Raw genomic sequence first — 21,358 nt, forward strand, 5'->3', positions numbered from 1 at the left:
TCCGATCAAGCGTCTCGACGAACTGCTGCCGTGGGTTTGGAAACCAGAGATTCATGTCAAGGCCTGACTGACGTGCAAGAACCGGACGCATACGATAATTGGGGATTATCGTTCTTTTCGGGTCCAGAGCGCAGGCAGTTGTCCACATTCGCTGGCCTTAGCGGGTCGAGAACTTCGACCGCCACAATATCTGGAACACGGCGGCCGCGGCTTGCGCTTTTATCCGCGTCATGACCGCCCTCACCCGCCGCCGCAGCGACAATCCCCACCGGGAGACCTGGCACATCTACCTTGACGACGTTCGCGTCGGCACCATCGGCGAGCGCGCCGGCGTGCCAGTCGACGTCGAACAATGGGGCTGGTCGTGTGGCTTTTATCCCGGCCTTCACCCGGGCCAGCACCGAACCGGTACGACCGAGACCTTCGAGGAAGCCCGCGCGGGCTTCGAGGCCGCATGGTCCGAGCTGCTCCCGGCCATCCCTGACGACGCCTTTGCGGAATGGCGGCACGATCGCGATTGGCGCGCCGAGATGAAGGCCAAGCGGGCCCGCGGCGAGAAGCTCGATAGCGAGATCCACAGCACGTTGAGGCGTTGCGTCTGCGGCGAGACGTTCGACGAGTGGAAGCCCGACGAGAGCTACCCGCATCGCGCCCACATCTATGCCTCGCAGGCCGCCGGAAAGGTTCGCTGGTGAAACACGCCGAAGTCCGCCCCTACGCAGATCCGGAAGCCGCCGCGCGCAAGCTCCTCGAACTCGCCTCCGGTGTCGAGCCAATCAACGACCGCATCCACATCGAGAAGATCAACGGTCCGTTTCTCTCGAAGGCAGGATGCACTGCGAACGGCCCGGAGTTCGGCGCCGGCATCAGGTATGCGATCGAGAAAGGCTGGCTCGAGCTGCACGAGAGCGGCACCTATGTGCGGCTGCTGCCGCCAGGCGCCGAGCTGTTCCCTCGTCAGTAAAGCAGCATCACCCACATCCACGCCGCCAGCGACGCACACAGACCAATTCCCAGATACGGCAACGCAAGGCGCATCGGGTTTTCCTCCGAAACGCGAAATATGCCGTCAGATTAGATCCTTGCCGGCGGAAGTCCACGAAAATCTACGGTTGCATTAATCAGTTGGAACCAGCGTGGAAGCAGGCAGCTTGATGGATGCCCAGCACCGCTGCCGATGCTGGGCGGAGCGACCCCGGTTTACATGCCCCCAAGCCACGAACCGGGGCCGTCTCTCCGCCGAGGGGTCGACAATGAAATGCGATATCCGTGACGACATCGGCTGGGTCTGCGAGACCCATTCCGGCCGGCCATGGGGAGGCCCCCGCGCCTGCACGTGCGGGGCCGCCGGCGCGCCCTGCCCGTACTGCAACGTTCCAGCCGACGGCGAACCGCCGCGGATGCCGGCTGGCTTCAAGACCGAGGTCGACAAGGATGGATGGCGGCACTGATGGGACAATCCGCACGGGTCGCGCGTGACTGTTCGGAACGCGGAGAGCATCTGGGCGCCGCGTGGTCATCTCAGGTTCAGGAAGGAACGTCCAAGGTCACTGGGCGGGGATTAGGCTCCGCTGGAGTATCAGGCATGAAATTCAGACTTGCTCTTGCCGCACTGACCGTTCTCGGCGGGACTGCATTTTCGATTGCAACGGCATCGGCAATGCCGATCGCTCCGCTGGGACAATCGGACATAGCGAACGCTGAGACCGTGGCGTTGGTTTGCGGGCGGCACGGATGCGTCCGAACACGTCCGGCTTATCGCCGCGGCGTCGTCGTCGTTCGTCGCCCGTATGCCCACCGATACTACCGCCGCTACTGACTGAGCTTCGCTCTGAAATGACTAGCAGCCTAAGACCGTTCCTAAGGGCGGCCTCAGGCCCGCCTTAACTCATCTGTTGGCAAGCTTCCGCTGAAGCTCGCGCTGGTCGTCGATGTACTCTTGCACGACCTGCCGGGCTTCCTCCTCACGCGATGGTTTGGAAGGCGGGGAAGGCTGCTTGTGCGTGTCTTTGTCGGCCATGGTGTTCCAAGCCTCGCGTTGGCCTTTCGGCACGAATATGAAACGTTCCTAACGGCCGGTAGCGCTTAGTCTGGTGACCGCAGGCCGGGCGAAGTCAACCAGTCGCTCAAATGTGCCCCGGTCTCAGCGATCCGCGCGCGGCGAAGCAGGGCCTCGCGTTCGGGCCCGGCAGGCAACTGACTGGCTTTTGCTTTGAGTTTGGCCGTCTGCTCAGCCACCCGTTCTTCGAGGGACCGGGTTTGTTTAACTCTGCGTCGCTCCGGCATGCCGCCTTCCTTGGAGGCGTTTAAAAAACGACTCGCCAACCCTGGCAGGCGCATTTGGTTCCTAAATTTGAACTCGGTCTCAGTCTTGGCGCTTTCGGCTGCCTTTGGCAGCCAGTGTCCGTTGGGCTTTGGTTGCCATGGCCATCCAGTCTTCCGCGAGCTCAAGCCACGCCGCCTTGTCGACCTCGCGAATCGCCTTCCGTGCCTCGATGAGGCAAGTCTTGGCTTGTTGCAAATATCTCGCAAAATCAGCTTCGCTCATTACGTTGGAATGCAGTGACCCGCACATGGTGCCAAAAAAACGCGAGGCCGGAGCAATCTCTCGGCTGGCGGCGCGCAGACCGTGATGATGTTCCCGAATGAGAGAAGGCCCACAACTGAGGCGGCCTTATTCTTTTGAGCATTCCTCTATCCTGCTTGCCAGCAACAGCCACGCGGCGGCCGCATCTTGAAGTCGGTGCCTGCGACGGCCAACATTGCGCTCAGCCTGCGCCAGCTTTTCAGCTGCCTTTTCCCGGCACTCGTCTGCGGTGAATTCCACGCGGTAACTGGGGCGCGGCTCGTCTGGTCAAAACAGATCACTGCCAAAATTAAACTAGGCCACTGAGGTCGGAAACAGGCCAGCGCCCAAACCTCAGGCATTGCCGCCCGATGTGCTGGTGCAGCGCCGCCGGTGACATTGATGCGCTGCGCCTGATGGGGAACCATCGGCCAGTACTCGCGATTGGGCCATGTGGAGTCTGCGTATGCGTACCTCGCCCTCGATCGTGCCAGCCGGCGACGATCAGACAGTCTACCTGGTGAAGGACGATCTCGGCCGGCTCGGCGCCGTTTGGCGGGAAGCCGACGCTGAGACGACGGACCTCGAGACCGTCATCGCCGACCTGATGGCTGGCGAGTACAGCGACCCGGTCCGGATCATCGCCTTCAACACCGCAGAGCGCTGGTCGGAGGACGTCTCCGAAGACGTCGCCCGCGAAATCCAGCATCGCTGCAATTTGCAACTGACCGACGTTCCCTCGTATCTGCAAGAATTTGTCGATCGCCACGCCGCTCAGGACATGCGGCAGTTCAGCATGCGCCTGGTTTGAGCGATGGCCTTCCAGCGGAAAAAGCCGGAGGCACTCGGTGTCAAGTCGCCGCTGCCCGGCTTCATCCCACCCGCGTTGGCGACGTCGATCGAGCGGGTGCCGGCCGGCGAGCGGTGGATCCACGAGATCAAGTTCGATGGCTACCGCGTCCAGGTTCATCTCGCCAATAAAACCGTCAAAATCTACACGCGACGCGGTCACGACTGGACCCGCCGCTTTAAGAAGGTCGCCGCCGACGCCTGGCACATCAAGGCGAGCTCGGCGATCATCGATGGCGAGATCGTCGTTCCGGCCGAAGATGGCACCACCGATTTCTCCGTGTTGCAGAATGAGTTGAAGGGCGCCTCGACCAAGATCGTCCTGGTCGCCTTCGATCTGCTTTATCTCAACGGTAGGGACATTCGACAATTGTCCCTGATGCAGCGCAAGGCCGAGCTGAACAAGATCATCGCGGCCACGGACGTCCAGTTCAGCGAAAGCTTCGAGATCGACGGTCCGGAGCTCTTTACCCATGCCTGCAAGGTCGGCCTCGAGGGCGTTCTCTCAAAGGTGCGAGACAGCGCCTACCCGGTCGGCCGCAGCAACAACTGGGTCAAGAAAACCTGCGCGCAACGCGAGACGCTGACCATCGCCGGCTTCGCGCTCGACGAGGGCAAATGGGACGGCATGTATCTCGCCCGCCGCAAGGGCGACGACCTGGTCTATGCTGGCAAGGTTGACCATGGCTTCGACAAGACTTCGGCGGCCGAGCTGCGCCGGCGCTTGGAGCCGCTCGTCCGCAAGACGCAACCCTACGCCAAACGGATCGCGCACAAAGGCATCTGGGTCGAACCGAAGCTGCTCGCCGAGATCGAGTACCGCGCAAAGTCTGCCGAGGGCAAGGTGCGGCACCCGTTCTTTAAGGGTTTGCGGGAAGACCTGTAATGGTCGGTAAAGCGTTCGGTTTGAACATGCAGCATCAAAGCGCTATTCGCCGACGCGCTCATCAAAAATTGCGGCGCACCGTTGCCACGACCCGCTCCAGCGCGACCGTGGCGATAGCCTGAGGCATAGGAGGCAACCGCGAGTGCCACGATCCAGCAAGGCAGCATTAAGCTCGCGAGAAGCAGAGCCTTCCAGGGCAGCACTGCCCCAGCGGCGACGATCGTAATGGTGAGAGCTCGGACCATGACCCTGATTGATTCACAGTCGATTCCACCGCACAAGCCCCCTTCAACCCAAAAGTGTGCATGACCAATCAGTGGATCGGCAAACGGCTCTCTAGGTTCTGATAATTAGGCATTACCGCAATGACGGCATCGGACTCGTTAGCGCATATCAGCCGCGTCGTTTGCCTCATTGCAAACGTCGCGGTTGCGTTCTCGGCCCCGTTCTGTAGAAGGGCTTTGGGTGTTCGCTGCATGAGGCAGTGACAGGCTAAGCGATGGTCGGGCCGCCACGCGGAGCGTGTGCGCCTATGAACGATCGGTTTCCCGGCGAGGATTTGCCAAGCAAAGACCTGCCGAACACCCAACCTCCTGTCGAGCGGGCTTTCGCGGCACTCCAGCAGTTCCTGCGTGTCGAGGCCGTCAGCGGCATCGTGCTGCTCGTGGCTGCGGCAACGGCATTGCTATGGGCCAACTCACCGATTGCCCATTCCTATCATGACGTCTGGCGCCTGCCGATTCCGCTTCACTTCAACGGGTTTAGCTTCGATAGGCCGTTGCATTTCTGGATTAACGACGCGCTGATGACGGTATTCTTTCTCGTCGTCGGCATGGAGATCCGCCGTGAAATCCATGAAGGCGCGCTGAGCACATTCGATCAGGCCATTCTGCCGGTGCTGGCGGCCTTTGGCGGGGTCGTCGTTCCTGCGCTGATCTATCTGAGCTTCAACGCCGCTCCGGAGCGCGACCATGGCTGGGCGATACCGACCGCGACCGACATTGCGTTCGCCGTCGGCGTGCTGGCGTTGCTCGGAAAATCAATTCCAGGCAACGTTCGGGTCTTTCTGCTGGCGCTTGCCATCATCGACGACATCATCGCGGTTCTCATAATTGCGCTATTCTACAGCAGCGGGCTCCAACCCAACGGTTTCATCGTCGCAGCTGTCGGCGTTCTCGTGGCGTTCGGCCTGCAACGGCTCGGTTTCCGGTCTGCGTTCGTCTACATCCTACCAGCTTTTATCGTCTGGGCCGGCCTCTTCATCGCTGGCGTGCATCCGACCCTGGCGGGCATCGTGCTCGGCCTGGTCACACCGGTCCGCTCGACTGGTCCAGAGACGGTGCCGCCCGTCGTCCGAGTTGAGGCGGCGCTGCATCCCTGGGTCGCCTACGCAATCATGCCTCTGTTCGCGCTGGCGAATGCTGGCGTCGATCTGAGGGGCATCGAGTTTGGTGGTGGCGCGCAGTTCGTGGCGCTGGGCATCGGACTTGCGCTTTGCGCAGGAAAACCGATCGGTGTGATCGGTGCAACCTGGCTCGCCGTGCGTTTGGGGGGATGCCGGTTGGCCGCCGGTGTGTCGTGGGCCGGCGTCTGCCTCATCGGGCTTCTGGCTGGCATCGGCTTCACCATGTCCATCTTCATCGCCATGTTAGCGTTTAACGACGACAGGCTACGGGACGCGTCAAAATTCGGCGTGCTGCTCGGCTCGCTGATCTCCGTGACACTCGGTCTCGGATGGGGATTTGAATATGCCCAGCGGCAGCGAAAAGCCAAGCAATGAAAGCTTGTGGCCCGGAGCCGGAGATTGTCATACTACCCAGCTTGTAGGATTTTGAATGTGGACGGACTTGGCGAAGATTCCTCAAATCAGCAACCGAACTTCGAATCCAAATTCGAAGCTTCGAAGACCATAAAATCCGCTAAATCACACTGTCCGACAGAATGCGCTTAAACTTGTCGACAGAGTGACGCCGCCTCAGTCGGCGAGTGTATTTACAGCAGGCAGCGGCTTCGTTGGCTGGATCACGAATCGATGCGTTCGTGAGCAGCAAAGCGCCAGAGCCAAAAAGCCTATCGTAACTAGGATCATTCCCCGCATAAGGTGATCTTAAGCCGAACCCAACATAAACCAATATGACCGAAGTCTAAGGCACTCTTAAGCGACGGCTCCAACGAGCCAATTAATTTCGATTTTGATCCCACCGAGGTTTCTGCGCTCATGACGCTGCTCTCGAATCGCCAAAAGCGGATATTCAAAATCACCTCCGCGCGATGGCAGCGGCGGGCGATCTTCCTGCTTGGCGGGATCGGGGTCGGCACTGCGGCGGTGGCGCTGGCACAGCTTGCAGATCTCGCGCAACACGCCTTTTTGCTCCTTCTGGCCAAGTCGCGCTATGCCGTGTTGGCGGTGACGCCGCTTGGCTTCATGCTGTCGGCCTATCTGACCATCCGCATGTTCCCGAACGCGCAAGGCAGCGGCATTCCGCAGGCGATCGCTGCGCGGCATCTGAGCGATCAGGCGGCGCGCGAGAGCCTGATATCGATCAGGATCGCGATCGGCAAGATGATCCTCACTCTGTTCGGGCTCCTCTGCGGTGGCTCGGTCGGGCGGGAAGGGCCGACCGTTCAGGTCGGCGCCTCCATCATGTTCGCGCTTGGCCGCGTCTCGCCACGCCGTCAGCCCGGGCTGATTCTGGCCGGTGCCGCCGCCGGCGTTGCCGCGGCCTTCAACACGCCGCTCGCGGGCATCGTCTTCGGCATCGAGGAAATGAGCCGCGCTTTCGAGACCCGCACATCCAGCCTCATCATCGCAGCCGTCATCGCGGCTGGCCTGACGTCGCTCGCACTGGCCGGCAATTACGCCTATTTCGGCAGCAGCGCGATGTCGCTGGCGCGTGGCACCGACTGGCTGGCCGTTCCGCTTTGCGGCGTGGCCGGAGGCATCGCGGGCGGCCTGTTCAGCCGCGTTGTCATCGTCATGGCGCGCGGCATCAAGAACCCGCTCGGACGCGTAATCAAGGGCCATCCACTCTGGTTCGCATTTGCCTGCGGCCTTGCTGTCGCAATTTGCGGCCTTGTCTCCGGCGATACGATCTATGGCACGGGCTATGTGCAGGTGGAGGAGGCGTTGGATCACGGCACGCCGCTGCCGCAAGACTTCGGCGTTCTCAAGCTCCTGGCCACCACCTTTGCCGCGATCAGCGGCATACCAGGCGGCATCTTCTCCCCGTCGCTGGCCGTCGGGGCTGGTATCGGCAGCAACATCGCGGCACTGTTCCACGACGCGCCGCTCGGTGCGGTCATGTTGCTCGGCATGGTCTCGTATTTCGCCGGTGTCGTGCAGGCGCCGATTACCGCCTTCGTGATCGTGACCGAGATGACCGACAATCATGGCATGGTCGTGCCGTTGATGGCAGCTGCGCTGATCGCGCATTTCGTCTCGCGAATGATCTGCGAGGAGGGTATCTATCACGCGCTCGCAAAAGGCTTTATCGAGCGATCTTCGTCGACTTCGGCTAAATGATGGTTCCACGATTCGGGATTTCGCCATTAGGTCACCCATGTCCGATGACAAACTCCTATTATGGCTTTCAGTGGCCCTGGGCGCCTTCGTCATCGGGTACTCGCTGTACCTTCTGCACTTCATTTTCTCTTAGATTGGAGCTCGTTGCGGTCTGTTATCGCGGCTCGAGGTTTCGCCTGGTGGCCCATCGCGACGTAGCGTTGCGCGGCATCCGAAATTGAAGATTGACCGGACCCGCCCTGCGCCGAACCCAGTCCTAGATCTCGATAATCGGACGTTATCGAAAGCGTTCATCCGATTGGGCGGACTGCGAAGTCCCTGCCCCCTCGGCTCGGGCGTGGTCACAAACGGCGGGTGATTGTAGCTTGTCACCGTAGCTACTCGCGCAAGCCCCGGGCCGAGTGTCGGAAATTGCAGATCATCCAATGCCTTGGTCAGTCCGGTTTGGAGGAGCGGTGATCCGCTGATGTCAATTCAGGCGGCAATTGGTCCATCATTTTGATTTGGACTTTGCAGATGACCACACTTGTTCAAAGGCAACTTCCTTGCCGATTAGGCGGCAGTAAGCTCTATGAAAAAAGCTTTGGCGAGCCGGTTGCGCGCTCAACCATGCGACGTTGCCGCCAGAGCCCTTAATGCGGGCCTTCAATGATTTTGGGGGCTCGGGCCAAGATGCTTCGAGTTTTCCTGTCGCGTAAGCTGCTGCACACTGAGAGATGAAGTTTCGGATGTCCCTATCTGCGGTGCTGCGCCGGCTGGAGGTTGACGCCACCGTGCATGGCTTCCGGTCCAGTTTCCGCGATTGGGCGGGCGACGCTACCGACTTCCCGAGGGAATTGGCCGAGGCCGCCCTCGCCCATCTGGTCGGAGACGAGACCGAACGCGCCTATCGCAGGGGCGATGCACTCAAGCGGAGGAAGGAACTTATGGGGGTGTGGGCGGCCTATTGTGCTGGCAAGCCCTAGTTGGCAATAGCCCGCCCGGCTTGCGCTAGAGCGGGCTCCGGCGGCGCCCAAGGGGACTGGGGTCACGGTCGGAGCCGATTTATTCAGAATTGTATAGACGGAACTCCGCGGTGGCTTTCAGAATTATAGCCATCGTGAAAATGGAGGACCGCCATGAAACGTCGCCGGTTCAAACAGACCGAACCGCTTGAGCAACGGCTTGCCAAAGAGGCCGAACGGTTGAAGGAGGAAGCCAAGAATCTGCCTCCAGGAGCCGAGCGAGAAATCCTGCTCCGCAAGGCGCGACAAGCCGAGATCGGAACGCATCTGACCGAATGGCTGACATCGCCGGGATTGCGACCGCCGGATTGATACAGCATGCTCAGCCGGCCATGGCGGAATCTTTCGGAAATAAATTCACCGTTGTTGAAGTGACTGGGGATGACGAGAAGACCCAAGTTTGGCTTGCGCTCGCCAAGCCGCGTCAAGCGTTGACCTTGGTCCTCGCCGCTGTCCCGAAAGGTTGGACTGCGAAAGTGTTGGAGGTTGAGCTGACGCCCAAGCAGCAACAGATGTTCGAGGAATTGAATCTCGCGCCGGGCGATGTTTGTAGGGTGGACAGGTGAGGTCTCGCCGAAGTGAAAGCCCGCCCCTTTTCAGGAGCGGGCTGGGGTCGCGGCCGGTCCCACCGAACAGGATTATTTAAACACCTAACAGCACGCGTCGCCCATCACTCGCCGGTTGGGCGGCCAGCACGGAACGCGCGTACGCGGCCTGAAGATCCATGTCTGGATCTTCGTAAAACGCCCAATCTCTGTTGCGGTTAGCCTCGTCATTTTTCTCGCCGTAGAGATACCAGCCGATACCAATACTGCCGTCATCATTCGCGTAGACAGACGGCTCGTCACCGAACTCGTGCGCCCTCCTAAAGTACGTCTCGGCACAGAACGGCTCAAACCCCATCGCAACGCGCCGACGTTCCCTTGCCGCAGCCAACGCGGCGCGCTGGCGCTTGATCGCCCGAGCGGACTCACCCTCTCGCTCCATGAAGTCGAGGCAGGCGGCGATGCTATCGATGTGGTCGGGCTCGTTCAGATCGCGAATGCGCTGAACGCACGAGCGCGCCAGATCGTAAGCGTCCGGACGTGCGCGCTGTATTAAGTCCTCAGTTTCCGAGTCCAGCCGCTCGTCGCGCTGCGCCGAATGGTCGTAAAATTCAATACTCGACCGGTAGACGCGCGCCAGATCATCGATCGTGCTTGGGCTGGAAAGACCGCCGATCAGCAGGCAGGCTTCGTGTCGGCCGCCCCGCTCAACGCGGGCTAACTTTGTGAGTTGGTCGGCGCTGTGGTGGACGCTGTCAAACTTCTCCCAACCGAGGAATACGCCGACATTCCCACTGGAATGTGCAACCAACTTGCCGAGTTCAGCTGCAGTAACGTCAGACGGCAGAGAAAAGACGTTTGTGGAAAGTTCAGTGTTAGTGCTGGTTTTTGTATGACTTTTGTATTGCTTCATGGCGTGATACGCCCCTGCATCGTCCGGTGCATTGGACCGGCCCCGAAACTGTGGTACCACAGATTCTATGAAGCGCAAAGCCGTGAAAGTACGGAAAAAGCGAGGCCCTCCTTCAACCGGCAAGGGCACGCAGATCCAGGTGCGCTTACATCCCGACGACCTTTCAGCAGTCGACAACTGGATTGCGGAGCAGGAGGCTTCTCCAACGCGGCCAGAGGCAATTAGGACACTGATGCGGCAGTCGTTGAAGGCCAAGCCCAAAGGCTAGTTGCCCCCTCCGGCTGGCTCGATCTATGGTGGCAGCGGGTCTGGGGAGTCATTTCATGAAGATGTTTTTCGCGGCGCTGGCGCTGCTGGTGTGCGCCAATTCCGCCAATGCAGCTGACTGTAAATCTATTGCCGATGCCACCGCGCGACTAAATTGTTTTGACAGGGAAGCCGCACCCAAACCGAATGCCCAGAAACTCCCACCGACACCAAGTACTGCCAAGGGCAAGGATGTCGCGGCAATCGATGGCGGATGGGAGTTGCGTGTCATAAAGGACGGGTTTAGCAGCAAGACTTCGTGCGTGATATCCCCTACTGGAAAGCCATGGATTCAAATGAGCCCAGGCCAGCTTTACATTTCGTACCACGGGCGCGGCGGCGTTGAGGGATTTACAGTACGCATGGACGAGTACCCACCCGAAGAAATGCAGCTACCGACTCCAATCGATAAATCAATCGGCATGGTGCATTTCAAGGGCAGTGAATTTTCCAGACTTATGACTGCCAACAGGCTCCGGGTGCAGACATTTACAGTTCTGAGAGAACTGAAAAATGAGGATATGAACCTAGCCGGCGCCAAGAGGCTGTACAAAAAAATGCCGCCAGAATGTGGGTAGTCAGCAAGTCTAGAGCGCTGGCCTTAGGCAGCCCTCACTGCCTTTCTTGCCGGTTTCTTCTCGGGCCGCCCTACTGGTGCAAGCAGCAACTTCATTCCGAGTGCGCGGGTAGCCTTGTTGACAGATCCGATTGTTGGGTTGCCGCCCAGACGGAAGCCTTTATAGATCGCCGCGCGGCTTAGGCCGGTTGCCTTGGCAAATCTAACAACGCCCCGGGCTCGTGCGATGTCGCCAATGGCGACAGCTATAAATCCAGGATCGTCACTTTCAAACGCCGCTTCAAGATAGGCGATTTGCTCGGCGGGTGTTTTAAGGTGATCGAGCACATCGAATTTGGTAGTTTTGATCACGTCAAACCTCCTTGGCCATTCGCTGGGCCACTCTGATGTCCCGGGGCTGGGTTCTCTTGTCGCCGCCACACAGTAGGACAAAAATTGTTCGCCCCTTGCGCGTGAAATAAACCCGATAGCCGGGACCGTAGTCGATCCGCATTTCTCCGACGCTTCCAAAGGTCTTAGAATCTCCGGCGTTACCCATTCCAAGACGGCGAATCCGGGCGAGAATTCGGGCTTTTGCGTTCGCTTCTATGCCGCCGATCCAGCGTGTGAAAACGTCGGTTTGGCGGACATCTATCATTGTCCACTTAAGTAAACAGTCTTCGGGCGAATGTCAACTATAATACACAATGTGAATTTGCGCACCCGCTCGCTCTTTCCGCTTACTTTGGCCGTCTCCTTCGTGAAGCGACCTGGATGGTTCAAGTCTGACTAAGTCAGACTTGATTTTCTGTCTCCACCATGCCCCGCCCCTAAATGCTTCGCTTCATACAGAACCTTGCGGCGATGAACAGTATGCGCAATTCGGCTGGCGTCACCCTATTGACCAACCCCTTGGGCTCGCCCGTTCGCGCCTCGCAATCCCCAGCGGCTGGCCAATCGCCCGACTCGCTCCTATCCTCTCACGATGACCAAGGCGGAAAAACGCGCGGCCGCGAAGGCCTACCACCAGGAACGGATGCGCAAGATCGATGAAGAGGCGCGCGCCGCGGATATCGCGGCAGACCTTGTCGAACTCGACCGCCTGAGGCACTATCTGATCTTCAAGCGGCGCGCCGATGCTGAGAAGCTGCGGAGCGCGATCGACGATTATGCCGAACAGCTTACCGGGGATCGAACAGCGCTGCACACGAAGAACCACAAGTGCGGATGAGTTGGTCCCGTGCTTTCGATGAGCCGATCCTCCTGCCCGACGGCAGCACGCAAGCTGAAGAGGGATCAATGACCGTCTTCGTCTATGTGAACACCGCCAAGCAGGTCGGCGACGTCGACCACATCAAGATATTTGCAAGCACCGACGCGGCCGAGACATGGTTTGAGGAAAACGACCCTGAGGGCGTGGCGTTTGAATATGAGGTTCTCGAATGAACCGGATCGGACGCAGGACGGTCTACGCAATGGTGGTCATCGTGGCGCTGGTGCTGGTCGGGAAGTTAGCTGGCTCACTTTGAGTGCCGCAGAGGGAAATTTATGGACGAGCTGGTTGGGTTCGGGCTGCTCATTCTTTTGGCGTTTGGTGTTGGTTGGCAGGCGAACCGGTTATGGGGGGCTGAATCATTGGCTGCATATGGGATCGGCATCTTCATTGGCTGCCTTATTGGCATCCTCGTCGGCCGCAGTTAGAGAAGCCCGCCAGTGTGAACCGGCGGCCCACTTATCACTGTCTCAACCGAGCGGTGGCGACCGCAGCTGCTCCAGTCCACCCTCGATCACTCGGAGATCCTCGCGTATAGAATTCCGAGATTGAGCCGGGTCGATGCTAGCTCTGGTCTGTAGTATTTCCAGCAAGTGGTGGCGAAGGTCTCGCATATTTTCCAGGGCTTGCCGGTTCTTCGAACGTACATAAGCGGAAACGATCGATTCTATGGATGTTGGCAATGAGTAGCTCCAAATACAAATTCTAATATAAGTTGTATCGTAGCCCGTTAGGGCTAAGCCTCAAGATCAGCGGTGAAGTATAGACTTTGGTCGGAATTCAAGCCCACGGTGCTTACAGGACGGGGCCGTGGGGAACACACATGGCCTTGTGCTTGGGAAGAGCGCCTGCCCACACCAGCCCCGGCGGGCGCTCACTCAACCAGTTGGGAACCCAATAGTTCCAGCGAAACGATGGCGTAAGCTGGTCACGCAGGACCCTAGTGCTGCGAGCACGCCGCCCGAATGACCGGCTTACAGACGGAAAAGCCGCAGTGCGGTCCCAGCCCCACTGCGGCCCATCCCGACAAACCATAAATTAGCTCGTACTCAAATCTCGTCGGATGTTCACACAGTAGAACACCCCGTTCCGAAAATGTACTCCGTACAACTACCGGAATTCACCCGTGCAGAGGATTGCACGTTAAGAGCGAACACTGCGCTTTGGAATTGGTCCAGCTTTGCGCCGAGCTGAACCACAAGGTCGTTAGCCATCTACTAAAACCCTTTTGCTTTGAATTGCAGGTTCGGCAGCGTGATCACCAAACCTGATCCAGTCGAAACGACGAGATCAAACCAATAAGTTGTCCCCTGCGTCAAACCGCTGATGATCGCACCGTTTTTGAACGGAACGTTATAGCCTGCCCCTCCAACCGTTCCGACAGCAGGGCTGCCAACGCTTGTTCCTACTAACGTTGTCGCGCCGTTTGACGGTGGTGATACACTAGGAACGGCTCCATATCGCATCTGAACTGTTCCTGATGCGATGTTAGTTGAAGTCATTTGACCGTAAAATTCAAATTCAATCCTGCCGGTTGTCGGTGCTACCAATTGGCAAGCTGCACCGACTCCCATATGGGCACCGGCTGAGGAAGATGTTCCAGTCGGCCCTAGTCCAGAAACTTGAACAAACGTCCCATTCAATCCGATGGCGTTTCGTTGAGCGGCTTGCGTTGCTGGGTAAAATGCGATGGCTGTCGCGGTGCTGCCGTAACTCGCCCACTCGATGATGTCGCCAACCGCCGTGGTGTATGTCGCCAAGCCGTAAGGCAACACTATCGAAGCGCCCGCAGTAATCGTCAAAATACCAAGGAATCGCGTCAGCCGCCTGTGCCCATCAGTCAGCGTCATGGCCGTGATATTGGTCGTTCCTGTTACGTTAACAATCTCGCCGGTGGCTGTGTCGAGATTGAGCGTTGCCGCCGATGCAATGTCGGCACCGCGCTTGATAAGATTGTCATGCGCAGTGATCGCGCTCGAAACATCGGAGAGGTTGTTAGTGCTGGTGAGGTCGCCCGCGCTGGGCTGACCGACAATATTCAAATTCCAGTCTGCAAGCGTGCCGCTGCCGTTGGTCTTGTCGACTGTCATGGTGAGCGTCGTGCCGCTATACGTCACCAAGCCTTCCATCCAATTGGATGTATTGGCCGCCGAGCTGGCCCGCACCCGCGCGCCGTTGGTGTAAGCTAGGCCAGCCTGCGTCGTGAACGCCTTCGAGCCGGTGCCGATTGCCAGGCTGGTGGTCGACGTGCCGCCGTAGGTCTTTCCGGCCGGGATGGTGAAATCGAACACAGCCGCTGACGACGTGCCGGAGTTCGCGACCGATGCTGAGCTGCCACCCGCGCCCGTCGTGGTGGTCCCCACCGTGACGGTTGCGGCGTCGCCCTTCGATGCCAGAACAGCCCAATAGGTCGCGTTCGGCGGCGCATGCCCCGATCCTGGAGTCGAATTAATCCAGACGTAGGACGATCCGCTCGACGTGGCTACGTCGTTGATAGAGTAGGTGTGCGCATTGTCATATGGCGCGGGAATGCCGAAACCCTTATAGACGCCAATGAACGACCATGCGCCGCCGGTCTTGATCCACAGCTTGCCCGTGCTGGCCTGGAACGCATACTGCCCATCGTTGCCGTAGGATGGATCTGGCACAGTCAGCGTCGGGCCAACGAACACATAGAATCCGTCAGTATTCAGCCCGGCCACCAACGTCGAAACGTCAGCCATCGCCTGCGCGCCAGCGAAGCGCTGCGGCGACACCTGCCACACGACATAGCTGGCGCCAGCCTGCGCTCCTCCTCCCCACGGCGGGATAACCAGCGTTGCGGTGTCAGTGACGTCAGTAATGACAGTCTGGAAATCGCCGACCTGGAGAATATCGCCGGGCCGAACGTTTACGCCAGACCAGATCGTGCCGGCGCCAGTAACGCTGGTGCCGTTCGCGGCAATCGTGACAGTGCCGGTGGAGTAGGAATTGAGTGCCATTAATTCTTGATCCCCAATTCAAAGAACTCAGCGTAACTCGCCCAATAGATGGCGTTCGCGCGCTCGTGCTCTGAGTCGCTATCTTGATATCTTGCTGCCTCAGCACTGGCGGCCTTCACCGCATCGGGAAGAGCGCGCCGGATGTCCTCGTGCGTGCCATCCTGCTCTCGCGCTTTGTAGATCTCCGCAGCTTTCTTTCCGGCCTGCGCGCCGGTCTCCTCAATCGTCAAATTCATGAAAACTCACTGTCGTTGAAAATAGTACGGGGGTTTGCACACCACGTTTGTTGTGCTACATCGCGCTCGAAGAATTGAAGGAGCGCTAGTTGGCTAAGAAGAAAAAGACCGTTCGCCGTGAGTGGACACCGGGGGATGTGAAGGAATTGAAAGCCCACTCAAGGGCGCGCACTCCGGTCGCGAAGATATCGAAGATGACCAAGCGAACCGAAGGCGCGCTACGTCAGAAGGCGTTGCATCTCGGTTTCGGCCTGGGCCATCAGCGATAATTGAAGCGGCCTACACCAAGCCAAACTAATCGAGCAAATCGTCGTCTTCCGACTCTTCGGCCCCCCAGGACACCTTGCTTGCGTCGGCTGGTGTCAACCCCATTGAGCCGAGACAGAGGCGCAACAAGCCCATCGCCTGCACGCCGACATCTTCGCCGGCCGCTAGACGCGCACGCACGACGCTCGCGATTTCAATCAGACCTCGATGGCTATAATTCAGCCACGGCGCCTCACCCTCGAAGGTCCGCCAGACCGCAGATTGTTCCGGCGTCATCCATTTAGGCGGCTTGCCAAGAGGCTGAGCGGTGGGTTCATTGCGGTTGCGATGACGCTCGGGGTGGACGAGATCGCGGCCCTCAATAAGGGCGCGTGCTTTGGGAATTCGTGGTCGTGGCAAAATTGCCCCCAACTTTTGAAATGGAAATGCGTGAAGTCTAGGCCAAACCCGGTGCGCAAGGGCGTCCGGCCTAGACTTTGACTCGACCCCCTACCCCTACCGCTGAATTGATGGCTGGCACTGCTGTTCCCGTACAGTGCCAGCCGGTTCGCAACGCGCGGGAGCGGCGCGTGCAAACCTAACCGGTGCGCATGCCGCGGTAGACCAGCCGGCTATCAGGCTTCGAGGCCGCGATCTCAGCTTCAACTCGGCGCAGGGCAGCGCCACGGCCAGCGCGCGTTTTGGGCTTTGCAGGCTTGGCCCGTGCTTTGTGCTTCGCGGCAACGGCTTGCGCCTGGCGCGCCTCCTCGGCGACGGCAAGCTTGGTAATTTGGCGAATTTCAGCGTCGGTCAGTTCTACCGTATGCTTCTTTGTCATCGTTTCACCCCCCGTTCTGCAGCCGCAACAAATCGGTCATGCGCCAATCTGGTGCCTTGCTGGCGTCAACATGAGCCTGCTCTATTGCATCTAAAATCAGTCGGCGCAGTGGGGAGCCATCGTCATTCAGGTCACCGAACGCGTTGAGATTTACCGGGCGAAAGTGAGCCCACGAAACGCTATCGCGCCGCTGCTGATCGATGAACTCGTGATGCGCGAGGACGGCATCAGCTAGAGATTTTGCGCTATCGACCAACGTTGAGACGATCGCCCGATATTCCGGGCCGCGCTGCTCGGCCACCTTCCGCGAGTACTCTCGTTTCGCGCGGATAATTTCCGGGGCCAGTAACTTGATTGCCTCGGTAATGGCCTCGCTCTCTTCCCCTAGCGCACGCAGGATATGCTCTCCGGGCCATGCCGGTCGCGGCGGTGGCGGATCGAGTTCCTCAGTTGTTTGCTCAGGCAGCAAGTTTCCGAGAAGCTCGACAGCTCCAGAATGCCGGACTACTGGCTTCGGCTTCGGCTTCGGCGACTGCGCCACCCAACTCACCTGCGAGCGCCGCGACTCTTCGGCTAGCGGTTTGATCTCCGCGATAACTTCTTCGTGTCGCGCATACAGTTGCGCGTTCTTCTCGAGCAGCGCGGCATATCCGGGGTGCACCGCGCGGATGCGCTCGATCTGCGTCGTCTGTTGCTTCGTAATTTTAGCCAATGTGTGTTTCTCCTGCGCCCGTGATGGCGCGATGTTGGTTGTTGGATGGTGGGTTAGTCGTCGCTGGTCGCGGCAGAGTCCGCATAGCTCTTAATCGCCTCGCAGCTTTTCACGCGCTGCTTGCCGTTATAGTCATCGACTTCAAACGCGAGAGCTTGGCCATTCTTCGGAGCCACGATACCCGCACGGCGAAGGACTACGCCATGAATGAAAACGTCCGCGCCGGGCGGGTAGTCCAACTCGACAAATCCAAAGCCGCGCTCGGTGTTGAACCGGACAAGCCTGCCAATTGCCATTTGGTTTTCTCCGTAGATTAGGCGGCTTCGCTCGACTGCTGCTGCCCTACACCTTCGAGCAGCGCGTCCACATCTGCCGCAGACACGCCGTTGATCTCCGACGCGATGGCGAACAACGCGCTACCGGGCACGGTCACAAGCCTGTCGACGGTTTCCGTGTCAGCCAGTTTGCCGAACACTAGAGTGCGCGGGCCGTCAGGCTGAGCCGTCGTTAGAACCGCGTACGGCTCGTCGCTCTGGTGGATCTCAAGGCTGGAACGACATGGCGCGATCGACTCGGGCCGACTGAGCGCGTGCGCCAATACTTCCTCAAGGGTCGCGCTTGGCCCGATGAGGCCTCCGTATTTCGTGGTCGTCTTTGGAGCCGCGCCAAGTCCCTCGTCGGTAACTCCAACGATCAGCATTCGCGCGACCTCAACCGGAGAAAGATCCGGGTACGGCGGTCCGCTTGCGGTCGGTAACAGCCCGGCCTCGGCTAGCCGCTGCGCCAATGAAGTGATCCTATTCTCTCGCAAGCCAAGCCTGCGGGCCAACAGGTCGCAGACCCGTGATTTGCGCATTTGATATCCTGTGTTTTGGAAATTTTGAGATTGATGGCCGAAAAGAACGCCGGCCAAAACCGGCGCTAGTTTTTGCACGTCACGTCGGGCAGCATCGCTGCGGCCTTCAACGTGATACGTTCCCAACTATGGCGAAATCTGGATTTACGCAGCCTGCCTTAGGCGCGGCCGGTTTCGGCGAATTTCCGTCGGCACATTGTCATTAGCGGCCAGCAGACGCTTCGCGTCGATCGCCCGGATCATAGCGTCCTCAACGGCACCAAACTGCATGAGCCGGCTGCCGCTTGTAGCCGGGCTCGTGCGGCCAGCTAAGAATTCCGCGCCTTCAGCAACGGCCGGAGCGTATTCGCGCCACCGGCAGGCCACGGCCTCGGTTAACATCCACCCATCGCGCATGGGTTTGGTGGCGGCTTCGGCATCGTCCAAATGCGAAGCTGACTTTGCATTTGCTTTGGGCTAACGGCGCTTGCCTTTTGGCTGGCGATAATACTCTCCGCAAGGATGCCAGCGGCCATCCAGTCCAAGCCATTGCGACATATCCGCGTTAAACGTCGCCCTGGCCGCCGCGTCGAGCTGGGCACCGTAGGCCGGCCCATAGCCCGGAAACCGGCGATGCAATATGCGGTTTAGCTCGTCAGGACGCGGGCGCATCTCGACAATGCGGTCGGCTGCGATGGGTTGGTCGTTGTCGTTTGCGTGGTGCATTTTAGTCCTCGACGGGGTGCTGTGCTGATATCGGCCGTCTTGTTGCGGCTCCTGGGCTTTCGGCGCGAGGCCGATAATCAAAGTGGCAAAACCCCTATTTTCAAAGGGCCTTTTGATTTTAATAATCAGGCGAATCGAAAAAAATTACACAAGAGAGGACGGCTGGTTTGCGGGAAACGGTCGGTCCAGACTTTGCGGCACCCCCCGACCCAGATGCTTTTTTTGTTATGCTTTTGAGTTGCTCCTCGATGGGGCCGGTTAGCGAAGATGTTCGGCCAGGCTTTTGCATGGTCCCGGCCTCGAACGTTTTTTGGGGGCGATTATGGCAGGAAACTTAGAAGGCCGGTCGGCAGGCGCGACGCTGTAGGCTTTTGCCCCCCCGCCGCCCCTACCCGGTCATGCTGCGTCATCCACATCGTCAGGCCAGTCTCCATCGTCATCCTCATCTGCCGTCCACGCCTCACGCTCTTCGTCCGTTATCGTGAAATCCTTCCGGCGCGGCATCGGCGGGAAGGCTGCAATGCGCGCCCTCAACGCCTCTATCTCGGCCTCAGTCATTGGCTTTGATGGTGGCGGGTTTGCGTATCGCACCGGCTCGGGTTTCACGGGCAGCGGCGGCTCATCATCGGGCCGGGTTGTCGGTGCGATGAAGCCATCGCCCGTTATCACGATGGTGCGGCCATGCAATTCGCTGGAGTCTTCAACTTGCTCAAGGCCGGCAGCGCGGACAAGGCCTGCAAAAAGCTTCTGGCCTGCAAACTGCGTTTCCATGTCGTCATGTTCCAACACGATGGCGCGCTCGTGCTCCACGCCATTCGCGTCGGTGGCTGTGAAGCGTAGCTCGGAGCCGTTGCCGACTTTGACAATCGCGCTTGAGCCAACTCGGGCCGTTATCGGAGCGGCTGGCGGGCGGGGCTTGGCCCGTTCTGCAGATTTCTGCGAAACAGGCCTGGCCGAGCCGCGCACCTTGCTGATGGCTGCACTCTTGGCGTCGGTGTAAACCTGAGGCACGTCCTCAAGGTATTTCTCGCCACCAATCCAATTGTGCAGACGGACTCGCCAGCGCGGCTCGGTGTTGTTCGTCTCGTAATGGTCCGCCCATGCCGCAGCGCCCGCACACAGTTCGGCGTGAAGCTCCGGCGAAGGATCCAGCTTTCCATATGCCGCCTTGGCCTTGGCCCGGTCATGCTTGAACCCGTACGCCGCCCATAGCTCGTCGAAACCACCGGCCTGGGAATTTGGAACTGTAGCGCGCGCCCCTGGCGGCGTTTCCCCAGCCGGGGTGGCCGCAAGGCCATCCCCAGGCGGGGGCGGCGTAGCCGCGCCGTCAGAACTTGATTCTACTTCCTGTACAGCCGGCCTGTAGGCCGGTGTACGTAAGTAGGTTTGGGTGGTCGTTTGCACACCACTAGCGTCATCTAGTGGTGTCGATTCGACCACTAGGGGGGTGGTCGTTTGCACACCACTAGGAGCATCATCGTTAGTGGTGGTCGTTTGCACACCACTAGCCGATGTCACCCAATGCGGTACGTATTCCGATGGCCGAGTTCCGGTGCCTGGTACGCGCGTGGCGTGACCCCATTCGTCAAGCTCTCGGCATGCTTTGACGGCGGCTTTTCGGTCTAGGCCGGTGGCTTGCTGAATATACGATAGACTGGCGCGGCCATTGCCGTGCTTCTGCCAGTATGAGTTGATGATTACCCACCCAGCCTTCATATGCCGGCCGGTGGTGCGCCTGTCGGCGGCAATCCTGCCCATGGTCCACCACTGCGATAGAAGGGACGCCGGCTCAGCTGTGCGCGGCTTAGGCTTATCGTCCACCATGGCCACGCCCTCCAGCGGCCACAGCCGCGCGTGCAAGGTCATCAGCAACGGCTCTATCAAAGCGGACGCCAGCGCCAAACACGCGCATGGAGCCATCCTGCTTGCGGATAACCGAGACATCTACGGCTCGGACACCGGGGGCAATCTCTATATCTATTTTTGCAACGTGCTTGGCATCCCAACCGGGACGCACATTAGTAATCCTCACCCAAAATCTCCTAATACAAACGGTTAGAGATAGACAACGCCAGCAGCAGTATTCGCTGCCGCATACTGCTGTTTCGGCTCGAAAAAGAGTTCACCATCCAACTCGCAGAACGTGAACCCGCGGCGATCCATGTCAGCGATTGTAAGAGCGAGTTGCCGGTGGGTATCGGTCATCCGTGGATCCGACATCACACGACACGCCCAGGCACGACGCTTTGCTTTGTTGCCCATGAGGGCCGTATCCCTCCGGCGGAGACCGTCTTGTTCGGTGACCGGCTTCCGAGGAAGCATGTGGCTTTAAGGCTAGCCTTAAGGTCGGTAGATGCGGGTAG

28 protein-coding genes and 1 pseudogene are annotated in these 21,358 nt (G+C 59.3%); 15 read left to right on the forward strand and 14 right to left on the reverse strand.

Annotation, left to right across the window (positions count from 1 at the left end; all coding sequences use genetic code 11):
- Positions 1-230 precede the first annotated feature (230 nt).
- The 3 genes from ABIA96_RS35290 to ABIA96_RS35300 all read left to right on the forward strand — a co-directional run bounded on the left by ABIA96_RS35290 (position 231) and on the right by ABIA96_RS35300 (position 1,451).
- Entirely contained in the window at positions 231-695 is a 465-nt protein-coding gene (locus tag ABIA96_RS35290) for a hypothetical protein (RefSeq protein WP_354141523.1), read from the forward strand.
- Positions 692-964 carry a hypothetical protein gene (locus ABIA96_RS35295; protein WP_354141524.1) on the forward strand — a complete coding sequence of 91 codons (273 nt, stop codon included), beginning with the start codon at positions 692-694 and terminating at the stop codon, positions 962-964. Before ABIA96_RS35290 ends, ABIA96_RS35295 begins: the two co-directional genes overlap by 4 nt.
- Positions 965-1,253: 289 nt before the next feature.
- Positions 1,254-1,451: a hypothetical protein gene (locus ABIA96_RS35300; protein ID WP_354141525.1), complete on the forward strand. Its 198-nt coding sequence runs from the start codon at positions 1,254-1,256 to the stop codon at positions 1,449-1,451.
- Positions 1,452-2,365: 914 nt separating this feature from the next.
- Here the strand turns inward: ABIA96_RS35300 and ABIA96_RS35305 are convergent.
- Positions 2,366-2,548 carry a hypothetical protein gene (locus tag ABIA96_RS35305; protein WP_354141526.1) on the reverse strand — a complete coding sequence of 61 codons (183 nt, stop codon included), beginning with the start codon at positions 2,546-2,548 and terminating at the stop codon, positions 2,366-2,368.
- A 484-nt stretch (positions 2,549-3,032) separates the two neighbouring features.
- On the opposite strand from ABIA96_RS35305, the gene ABIA96_RS35310 reads away from it, so the two are divergent.
- The 7 genes and pseudogenes from ABIA96_RS35310 (at position 3,033) to ABIA96_RS35340 (ending at position 9,394) form a co-directional block, all read left to right on the forward strand.
- The gene (locus ABIA96_RS35310; RefSeq protein WP_354141527.1) at positions 3,033-3,377 is read left to right on the forward strand and encodes a hypothetical protein; all 345 of its coding nucleotides are present in this window, start codon (positions 3,033-3,035) and stop codon (positions 3,375-3,377) included.
- 3 nt (positions 3,378-3,380) lie between these two features.
- Complete coding sequence (gene ligD, locus ABIA96_RS35315; protein WP_354141528.1) at positions 3,381-4,301, forward strand: non-homologous end-joining DNA ligase; 921 nt, start codon at positions 3,381-3,383, stop codon at positions 4,299-4,301.
- Positions 4,302-4,833: 532 nt separating this feature from the next.
- Complete coding sequence (gene nhaA, locus ABIA96_RS35320; protein WP_354141529.1) at positions 4,834-6,081, forward strand: Na+/H+ antiporter NhaA; 1,248 nt, start codon at positions 4,834-4,836, stop codon at positions 6,079-6,081.
- A gap of 438 nt (positions 6,082-6,519) precedes the next feature.
- Positions 6,520-7,824, forward strand: a complete 1,305-nt coding sequence (locus ABIA96_RS35325; RefSeq protein ID WP_354141530.1) for a chloride channel protein — start codon at positions 6,520-6,522, stop codon at positions 7,822-7,824.
- A 728-nt stretch (positions 7,825-8,552) separates the two neighbouring features.
- Positions 8,553-8,789: pseudogene (locus ABIA96_RS35330) on the forward strand (integrase); the annotation flags it as partial.
- A gap of 153 nt (positions 8,790-8,942) precedes the next feature.
- Positions 8,943-9,140 carry a hypothetical protein gene (locus ABIA96_RS35335; protein WP_354141531.1) on the forward strand — a complete coding sequence of 66 codons (198 nt, stop codon included), beginning with the start codon at positions 8,943-8,945 and terminating at the stop codon, positions 9,138-9,140.
- Positions 9,104-9,394 (forward strand): hypothetical protein, encoded by a 291-nt coding sequence (locus ABIA96_RS35340; protein WP_354141532.1) that lies wholly within the window; start codon positions 9,104-9,106, stop codon positions 9,392-9,394. The genes ABIA96_RS35335 and ABIA96_RS35340 overlap by 37 nt, the downstream gene beginning before the upstream one ends.
- A 76-nt stretch (positions 9,395-9,470) precedes the next feature.
- Here ABIA96_RS35340 and ABIA96_RS35345 read toward each other — a convergent pair whose 3' ends face one another.
- Entirely contained in the window at positions 9,471-10,286 is an 816-nt protein-coding gene (locus ABIA96_RS35345; protein WP_354141533.1) for a hypothetical protein, read from the reverse strand.
- A 323-nt stretch (positions 10,287-10,609) separates the two neighbouring features.
- Here ABIA96_RS35345 and ABIA96_RS35350 point away from each other — a divergent pair, with 323 nt between their 5' ends.
- The gene (locus ABIA96_RS35350) at positions 10,610-11,170 is read left to right on the forward strand and encodes a hypothetical protein (protein WP_354141534.1); all 561 of its coding nucleotides are present in this window, start codon (positions 10,610-10,612) and stop codon (positions 11,168-11,170) included.
- Between the two features lie 23 nt (positions 11,171-11,193).
- Here ABIA96_RS35350 and ABIA96_RS35355 read toward each other — a convergent pair whose 3' ends face one another.
- Positions 11,194-11,520: an addiction module antidote protein gene (locus ABIA96_RS35355; protein ID WP_354141535.1), complete on the reverse strand. Its 327-nt coding sequence runs from the start codon at positions 11,518-11,520 to the stop codon at positions 11,194-11,196.
- Position 11,521: 1 nt separating this feature from the next.
- The gene (locus tag ABIA96_RS35360) at positions 11,522-11,806 is read right to left on the reverse strand and encodes a type II toxin-antitoxin system RelE/ParE family toxin (RefSeq protein WP_354141536.1); all 285 of its coding nucleotides are present in this window, start codon (positions 11,804-11,806) and stop codon (positions 11,522-11,524) included.
- A gap of 327 nt (positions 11,807-12,133) precedes the next feature.
- Here ABIA96_RS35360 and ABIA96_RS35365 point away from each other — a divergent pair, with 327 nt between their 5' ends.
- The 3 genes from ABIA96_RS35365 (at position 12,134) to ABIA96_RS35375 (ending at position 12,849) form a co-directional block, all read left to right on the forward strand.
- On the forward strand, positions 12,134-12,379 hold the full coding sequence (locus ABIA96_RS35365) for a hypothetical protein (protein ID WP_354141537.1): 246 nt from the start codon (positions 12,134-12,136) through the stop codon (positions 12,377-12,379).
- A 68-nt stretch (positions 12,380-12,447) separates the two neighbouring features.
- Positions 12,448-12,594: a hypothetical protein gene (locus ABIA96_RS35370; protein ID WP_354141538.1), complete on the forward strand. Its 147-nt coding sequence runs from the start codon at positions 12,448-12,450 to the stop codon at positions 12,592-12,594.
- 102 nt (positions 12,595-12,696) lie between these two features.
- Positions 12,697-12,849 carry a hypothetical protein gene (locus ABIA96_RS35375; RefSeq protein ID WP_354141539.1) on the forward strand — a complete coding sequence of 51 codons (153 nt, stop codon included), beginning with the start codon at positions 12,697-12,699 and terminating at the stop codon, positions 12,847-12,849.
- A gap of 789 nt (positions 12,850-13,638) precedes the next feature.
- Here ABIA96_RS35375 and ABIA96_RS35380 read toward each other — a convergent pair.
- Positions 13,639-15,402, reverse strand: coding sequence for a hypothetical protein (locus ABIA96_RS35380; protein ID WP_354141540.1), 1,764 nt, complete (start codon positions 15,400-15,402; stop codon positions 13,639-13,641).
- Complete coding sequence (locus tag ABIA96_RS35385; RefSeq protein WP_354141541.1) at positions 15,402-15,638, reverse strand: hypothetical protein; 237 nt, start codon at positions 15,636-15,638, stop codon at positions 15,402-15,404. The genes ABIA96_RS35380 and ABIA96_RS35385 overlap by 1 nt, the downstream gene beginning before the upstream one ends.
- Before the next feature lie 89 nt (positions 15,639-15,727).
- On the opposite strand from ABIA96_RS35385, the gene ABIA96_RS35390 reads away from it, so the two are divergent.
- On the forward strand, positions 15,728-15,907 hold the full coding sequence (locus tag ABIA96_RS35390; RefSeq protein WP_354141542.1) for a hypothetical protein: 180 nt from the start codon (positions 15,728-15,730) through the stop codon (positions 15,905-15,907).
- A gap of 25 nt (positions 15,908-15,932) precedes the next feature.
- On the opposite strand, the gene ABIA96_RS35395 is transcribed toward ABIA96_RS35390, so the two are convergent.
- The 8 genes from ABIA96_RS35395 to ABIA96_RS35430 form a co-directional block, all read right to left on the reverse strand.
- Complete coding sequence (locus ABIA96_RS35395) at positions 15,933-16,304, reverse strand: hypothetical protein (protein ID WP_354141543.1); 372 nt, start codon at positions 16,302-16,304, stop codon at positions 15,933-15,935.
- Positions 16,305-16,482: 178 nt separating this feature from the next.
- Positions 16,483-16,722: a hypothetical protein gene (locus ABIA96_RS35400; RefSeq protein ID WP_354141544.1), complete on the reverse strand. Its 240-nt coding sequence runs from the start codon at positions 16,720-16,722 to the stop codon at positions 16,483-16,485.
- A gap of 4 nt (positions 16,723-16,726) precedes the next feature.
- On the reverse strand, positions 16,727-17,434 hold the full coding sequence (locus ABIA96_RS35405; protein WP_354141545.1) for a hypothetical protein: 708 nt from the start codon (positions 17,432-17,434) through the stop codon (positions 16,727-16,729).
- 53 nt (positions 17,435-17,487) lie between these two features.
- Positions 17,488-17,730: a cold-shock protein gene (locus ABIA96_RS35410; RefSeq protein WP_354141546.1), complete on the reverse strand. Its 243-nt coding sequence runs from the start codon at positions 17,728-17,730 to the stop codon at positions 17,488-17,490.
- A 17-nt stretch (positions 17,731-17,747) separates the two neighbouring features.
- Positions 17,748-18,290, reverse strand: coding sequence for a hypothetical protein (locus ABIA96_RS35415; RefSeq protein ID WP_354141547.1), 543 nt, complete (start codon positions 18,288-18,290; stop codon positions 17,748-17,750).
- Positions 18,291-18,746: 456 nt separating this feature from the next.
- Positions 18,747-18,995 (reverse strand): hypothetical protein, encoded by a 249-nt coding sequence (locus ABIA96_RS35420; protein WP_354141548.1) that lies wholly within the window; start codon positions 18,993-18,995, stop codon positions 18,747-18,749.
- A 396-nt stretch (positions 18,996-19,391) separates the two neighbouring features.
- Entirely contained in the window at positions 19,392-20,819 is a 1,428-nt protein-coding gene (locus ABIA96_RS35425) for a hypothetical protein (protein ID WP_354141549.1), read from the reverse strand.
- A gap of 231 nt (positions 20,820-21,050) precedes the next feature.
- Complete coding sequence (locus ABIA96_RS35430) at positions 21,051-21,200, reverse strand: hypothetical protein (RefSeq protein WP_354141550.1); 150 nt, start codon at positions 21,198-21,200, stop codon at positions 21,051-21,053.
- Positions 21,201-21,358: the final 158 nt, after the last annotated feature.

It is taken from the genome of Bradyrhizobium sp. LB11.1 (assembly GCF_040549385.1).
Lineage (GTDB): Bacteria > Pseudomonadota > Alphaproteobacteria > Rhizobiales > Xanthobacteraceae > Bradyrhizobium.

Bases quoted from the DNA above. Each gene is read 5' to 3' on its own strand.
- ABIA96_RS35290 (WP_354141523.1), top strand. From the start codon at position 231: ATGACCGCCCTCACCCGCCGCCGCAGCGACAATCCCCACCGGGAGACC.
- ABIA96_RS35300 (WP_354141525.1), top strand. From the start codon at position 1,254: ATGAAATGCGATATCCGTGACGACATCGGCTGGGTCTGCGAGACCCAT.
- ABIA96_RS35305 (WP_354141526.1), bottom strand. From the start codon at position 2,548: ATGAGCGAAGCTGATTTTGCGAGATATTTGCAACAAGCCAAGACTTGC.
- ABIA96_RS35310 (WP_354141527.1), top strand. From the start codon at position 3,033: ATGCGTACCTCGCCCTCGATCGTGCCAGCCGGCGACGATCAGACAGTC.
- ligD (WP_354141528.1), top strand. From the start codon at position 3,381: ATGGCCTTCCAGCGGAAAAAGCCGGAGGCACTCGGTGTCAAGTCGCCG.
- nhaA (WP_354141529.1), top strand. From the start codon at position 4,834: ATGAACGATCGGTTTCCCGGCGAGGATTTGCCAAGCAAAGACCTGCCG.
- ABIA96_RS35325 (WP_354141530.1), top strand. From the start codon at position 6,520: ATGACGCTGCTCTCGAATCGCCAAAAGCGGATATTCAAAATCACCTCC.
- ABIA96_RS35335 (WP_354141531.1), top strand. From the start codon at position 8,943: ATGAAACGTCGCCGGTTCAAACAGACCGAACCGCTTGAGCAACGGCTT.
- ABIA96_RS35340 (WP_354141532.1), top strand. From the start codon at position 9,104: ATGGCTGACATCGCCGGGATTGCGACCGCCGGATTGATACAGCATGCT.
- ABIA96_RS35345 (WP_354141533.1), bottom strand. From the start codon at position 10,286: ATGAAGCAATACAAAAGTCATACAAAAACCAGCACTAACACTGAACTT.
- ABIA96_RS35350 (WP_354141534.1), top strand. From the start codon at position 10,610: ATGAAGATGTTTTTCGCGGCGCTGGCGCTGCTGGTGTGCGCCAATTCC.
- ABIA96_RS35360 (WP_354141536.1), bottom strand. From the start codon at position 11,806: ATGATAGATGTCCGCCAAACCGACGTTTTCACACGCTGGATCGGCGGC.
- ABIA96_RS35365 (WP_354141537.1), top strand. From the start codon at position 12,134: ATGACCAAGGCGGAAAAACGCGCGGCCGCGAAGGCCTACCACCAGGAA.
- ABIA96_RS35370 (WP_354141538.1), top strand. From the start codon at position 12,448: ATGACCGTCTTCGTCTATGTGAACACCGCCAAGCAGGTCGGCGACGTC.
- ABIA96_RS35375 (WP_354141539.1), top strand. From the start codon at position 12,697: ATGGACGAGCTGGTTGGGTTCGGGCTGCTCATTCTTTTGGCGTTTGGT.
- ABIA96_RS35380 (WP_354141540.1), bottom strand. From the start codon at position 15,402: ATGGCACTCAATTCCTACTCCACCGGCACTGTCACGATTGCCGCGAAC.
- ABIA96_RS35385 (WP_354141541.1), bottom strand. From the start codon at position 15,638: ATGAATTTGACGATTGAGGAGACCGGCGCGCAGGCCGGAAAGAAAGCT.
- ABIA96_RS35400 (WP_354141544.1), bottom strand. From the start codon at position 16,722: ATGACAAAGAAGCATACGGTAGAACTGACCGACGCTGAAATTCGCCAA.
- ABIA96_RS35410 (WP_354141546.1), bottom strand. From the start codon at position 17,730: ATGGCAATTGGCAGGCTTGTCCGGTTCAACACCGAGCGCGGCTTTGGA.
- ABIA96_RS35415 (WP_354141547.1), bottom strand. From the start codon at position 18,290: ATGCGCAAATCACGGGTCTGCGACCTGTTGGCCCGCAGGCTTGGCTTG.
- ABIA96_RS35420 (WP_354141548.1), bottom strand. From the start codon at position 18,995: ATGCACCACGCAAACGACAACGACCAACCCATCGCAGCCGACCGCATT.
- ABIA96_RS35425 (WP_354141549.1), bottom strand. From the start codon at position 20,819: ATGGTGGACGATAAGCCTAAGCCGCGCACAGCTGAGCCGGCGTCCCTT.
- ABIA96_RS35430 (WP_354141550.1), bottom strand. From the start codon at position 21,200: ATGACCGATACCCACCGGCAACTCGCTCTTACAATCGCTGACATGGAT.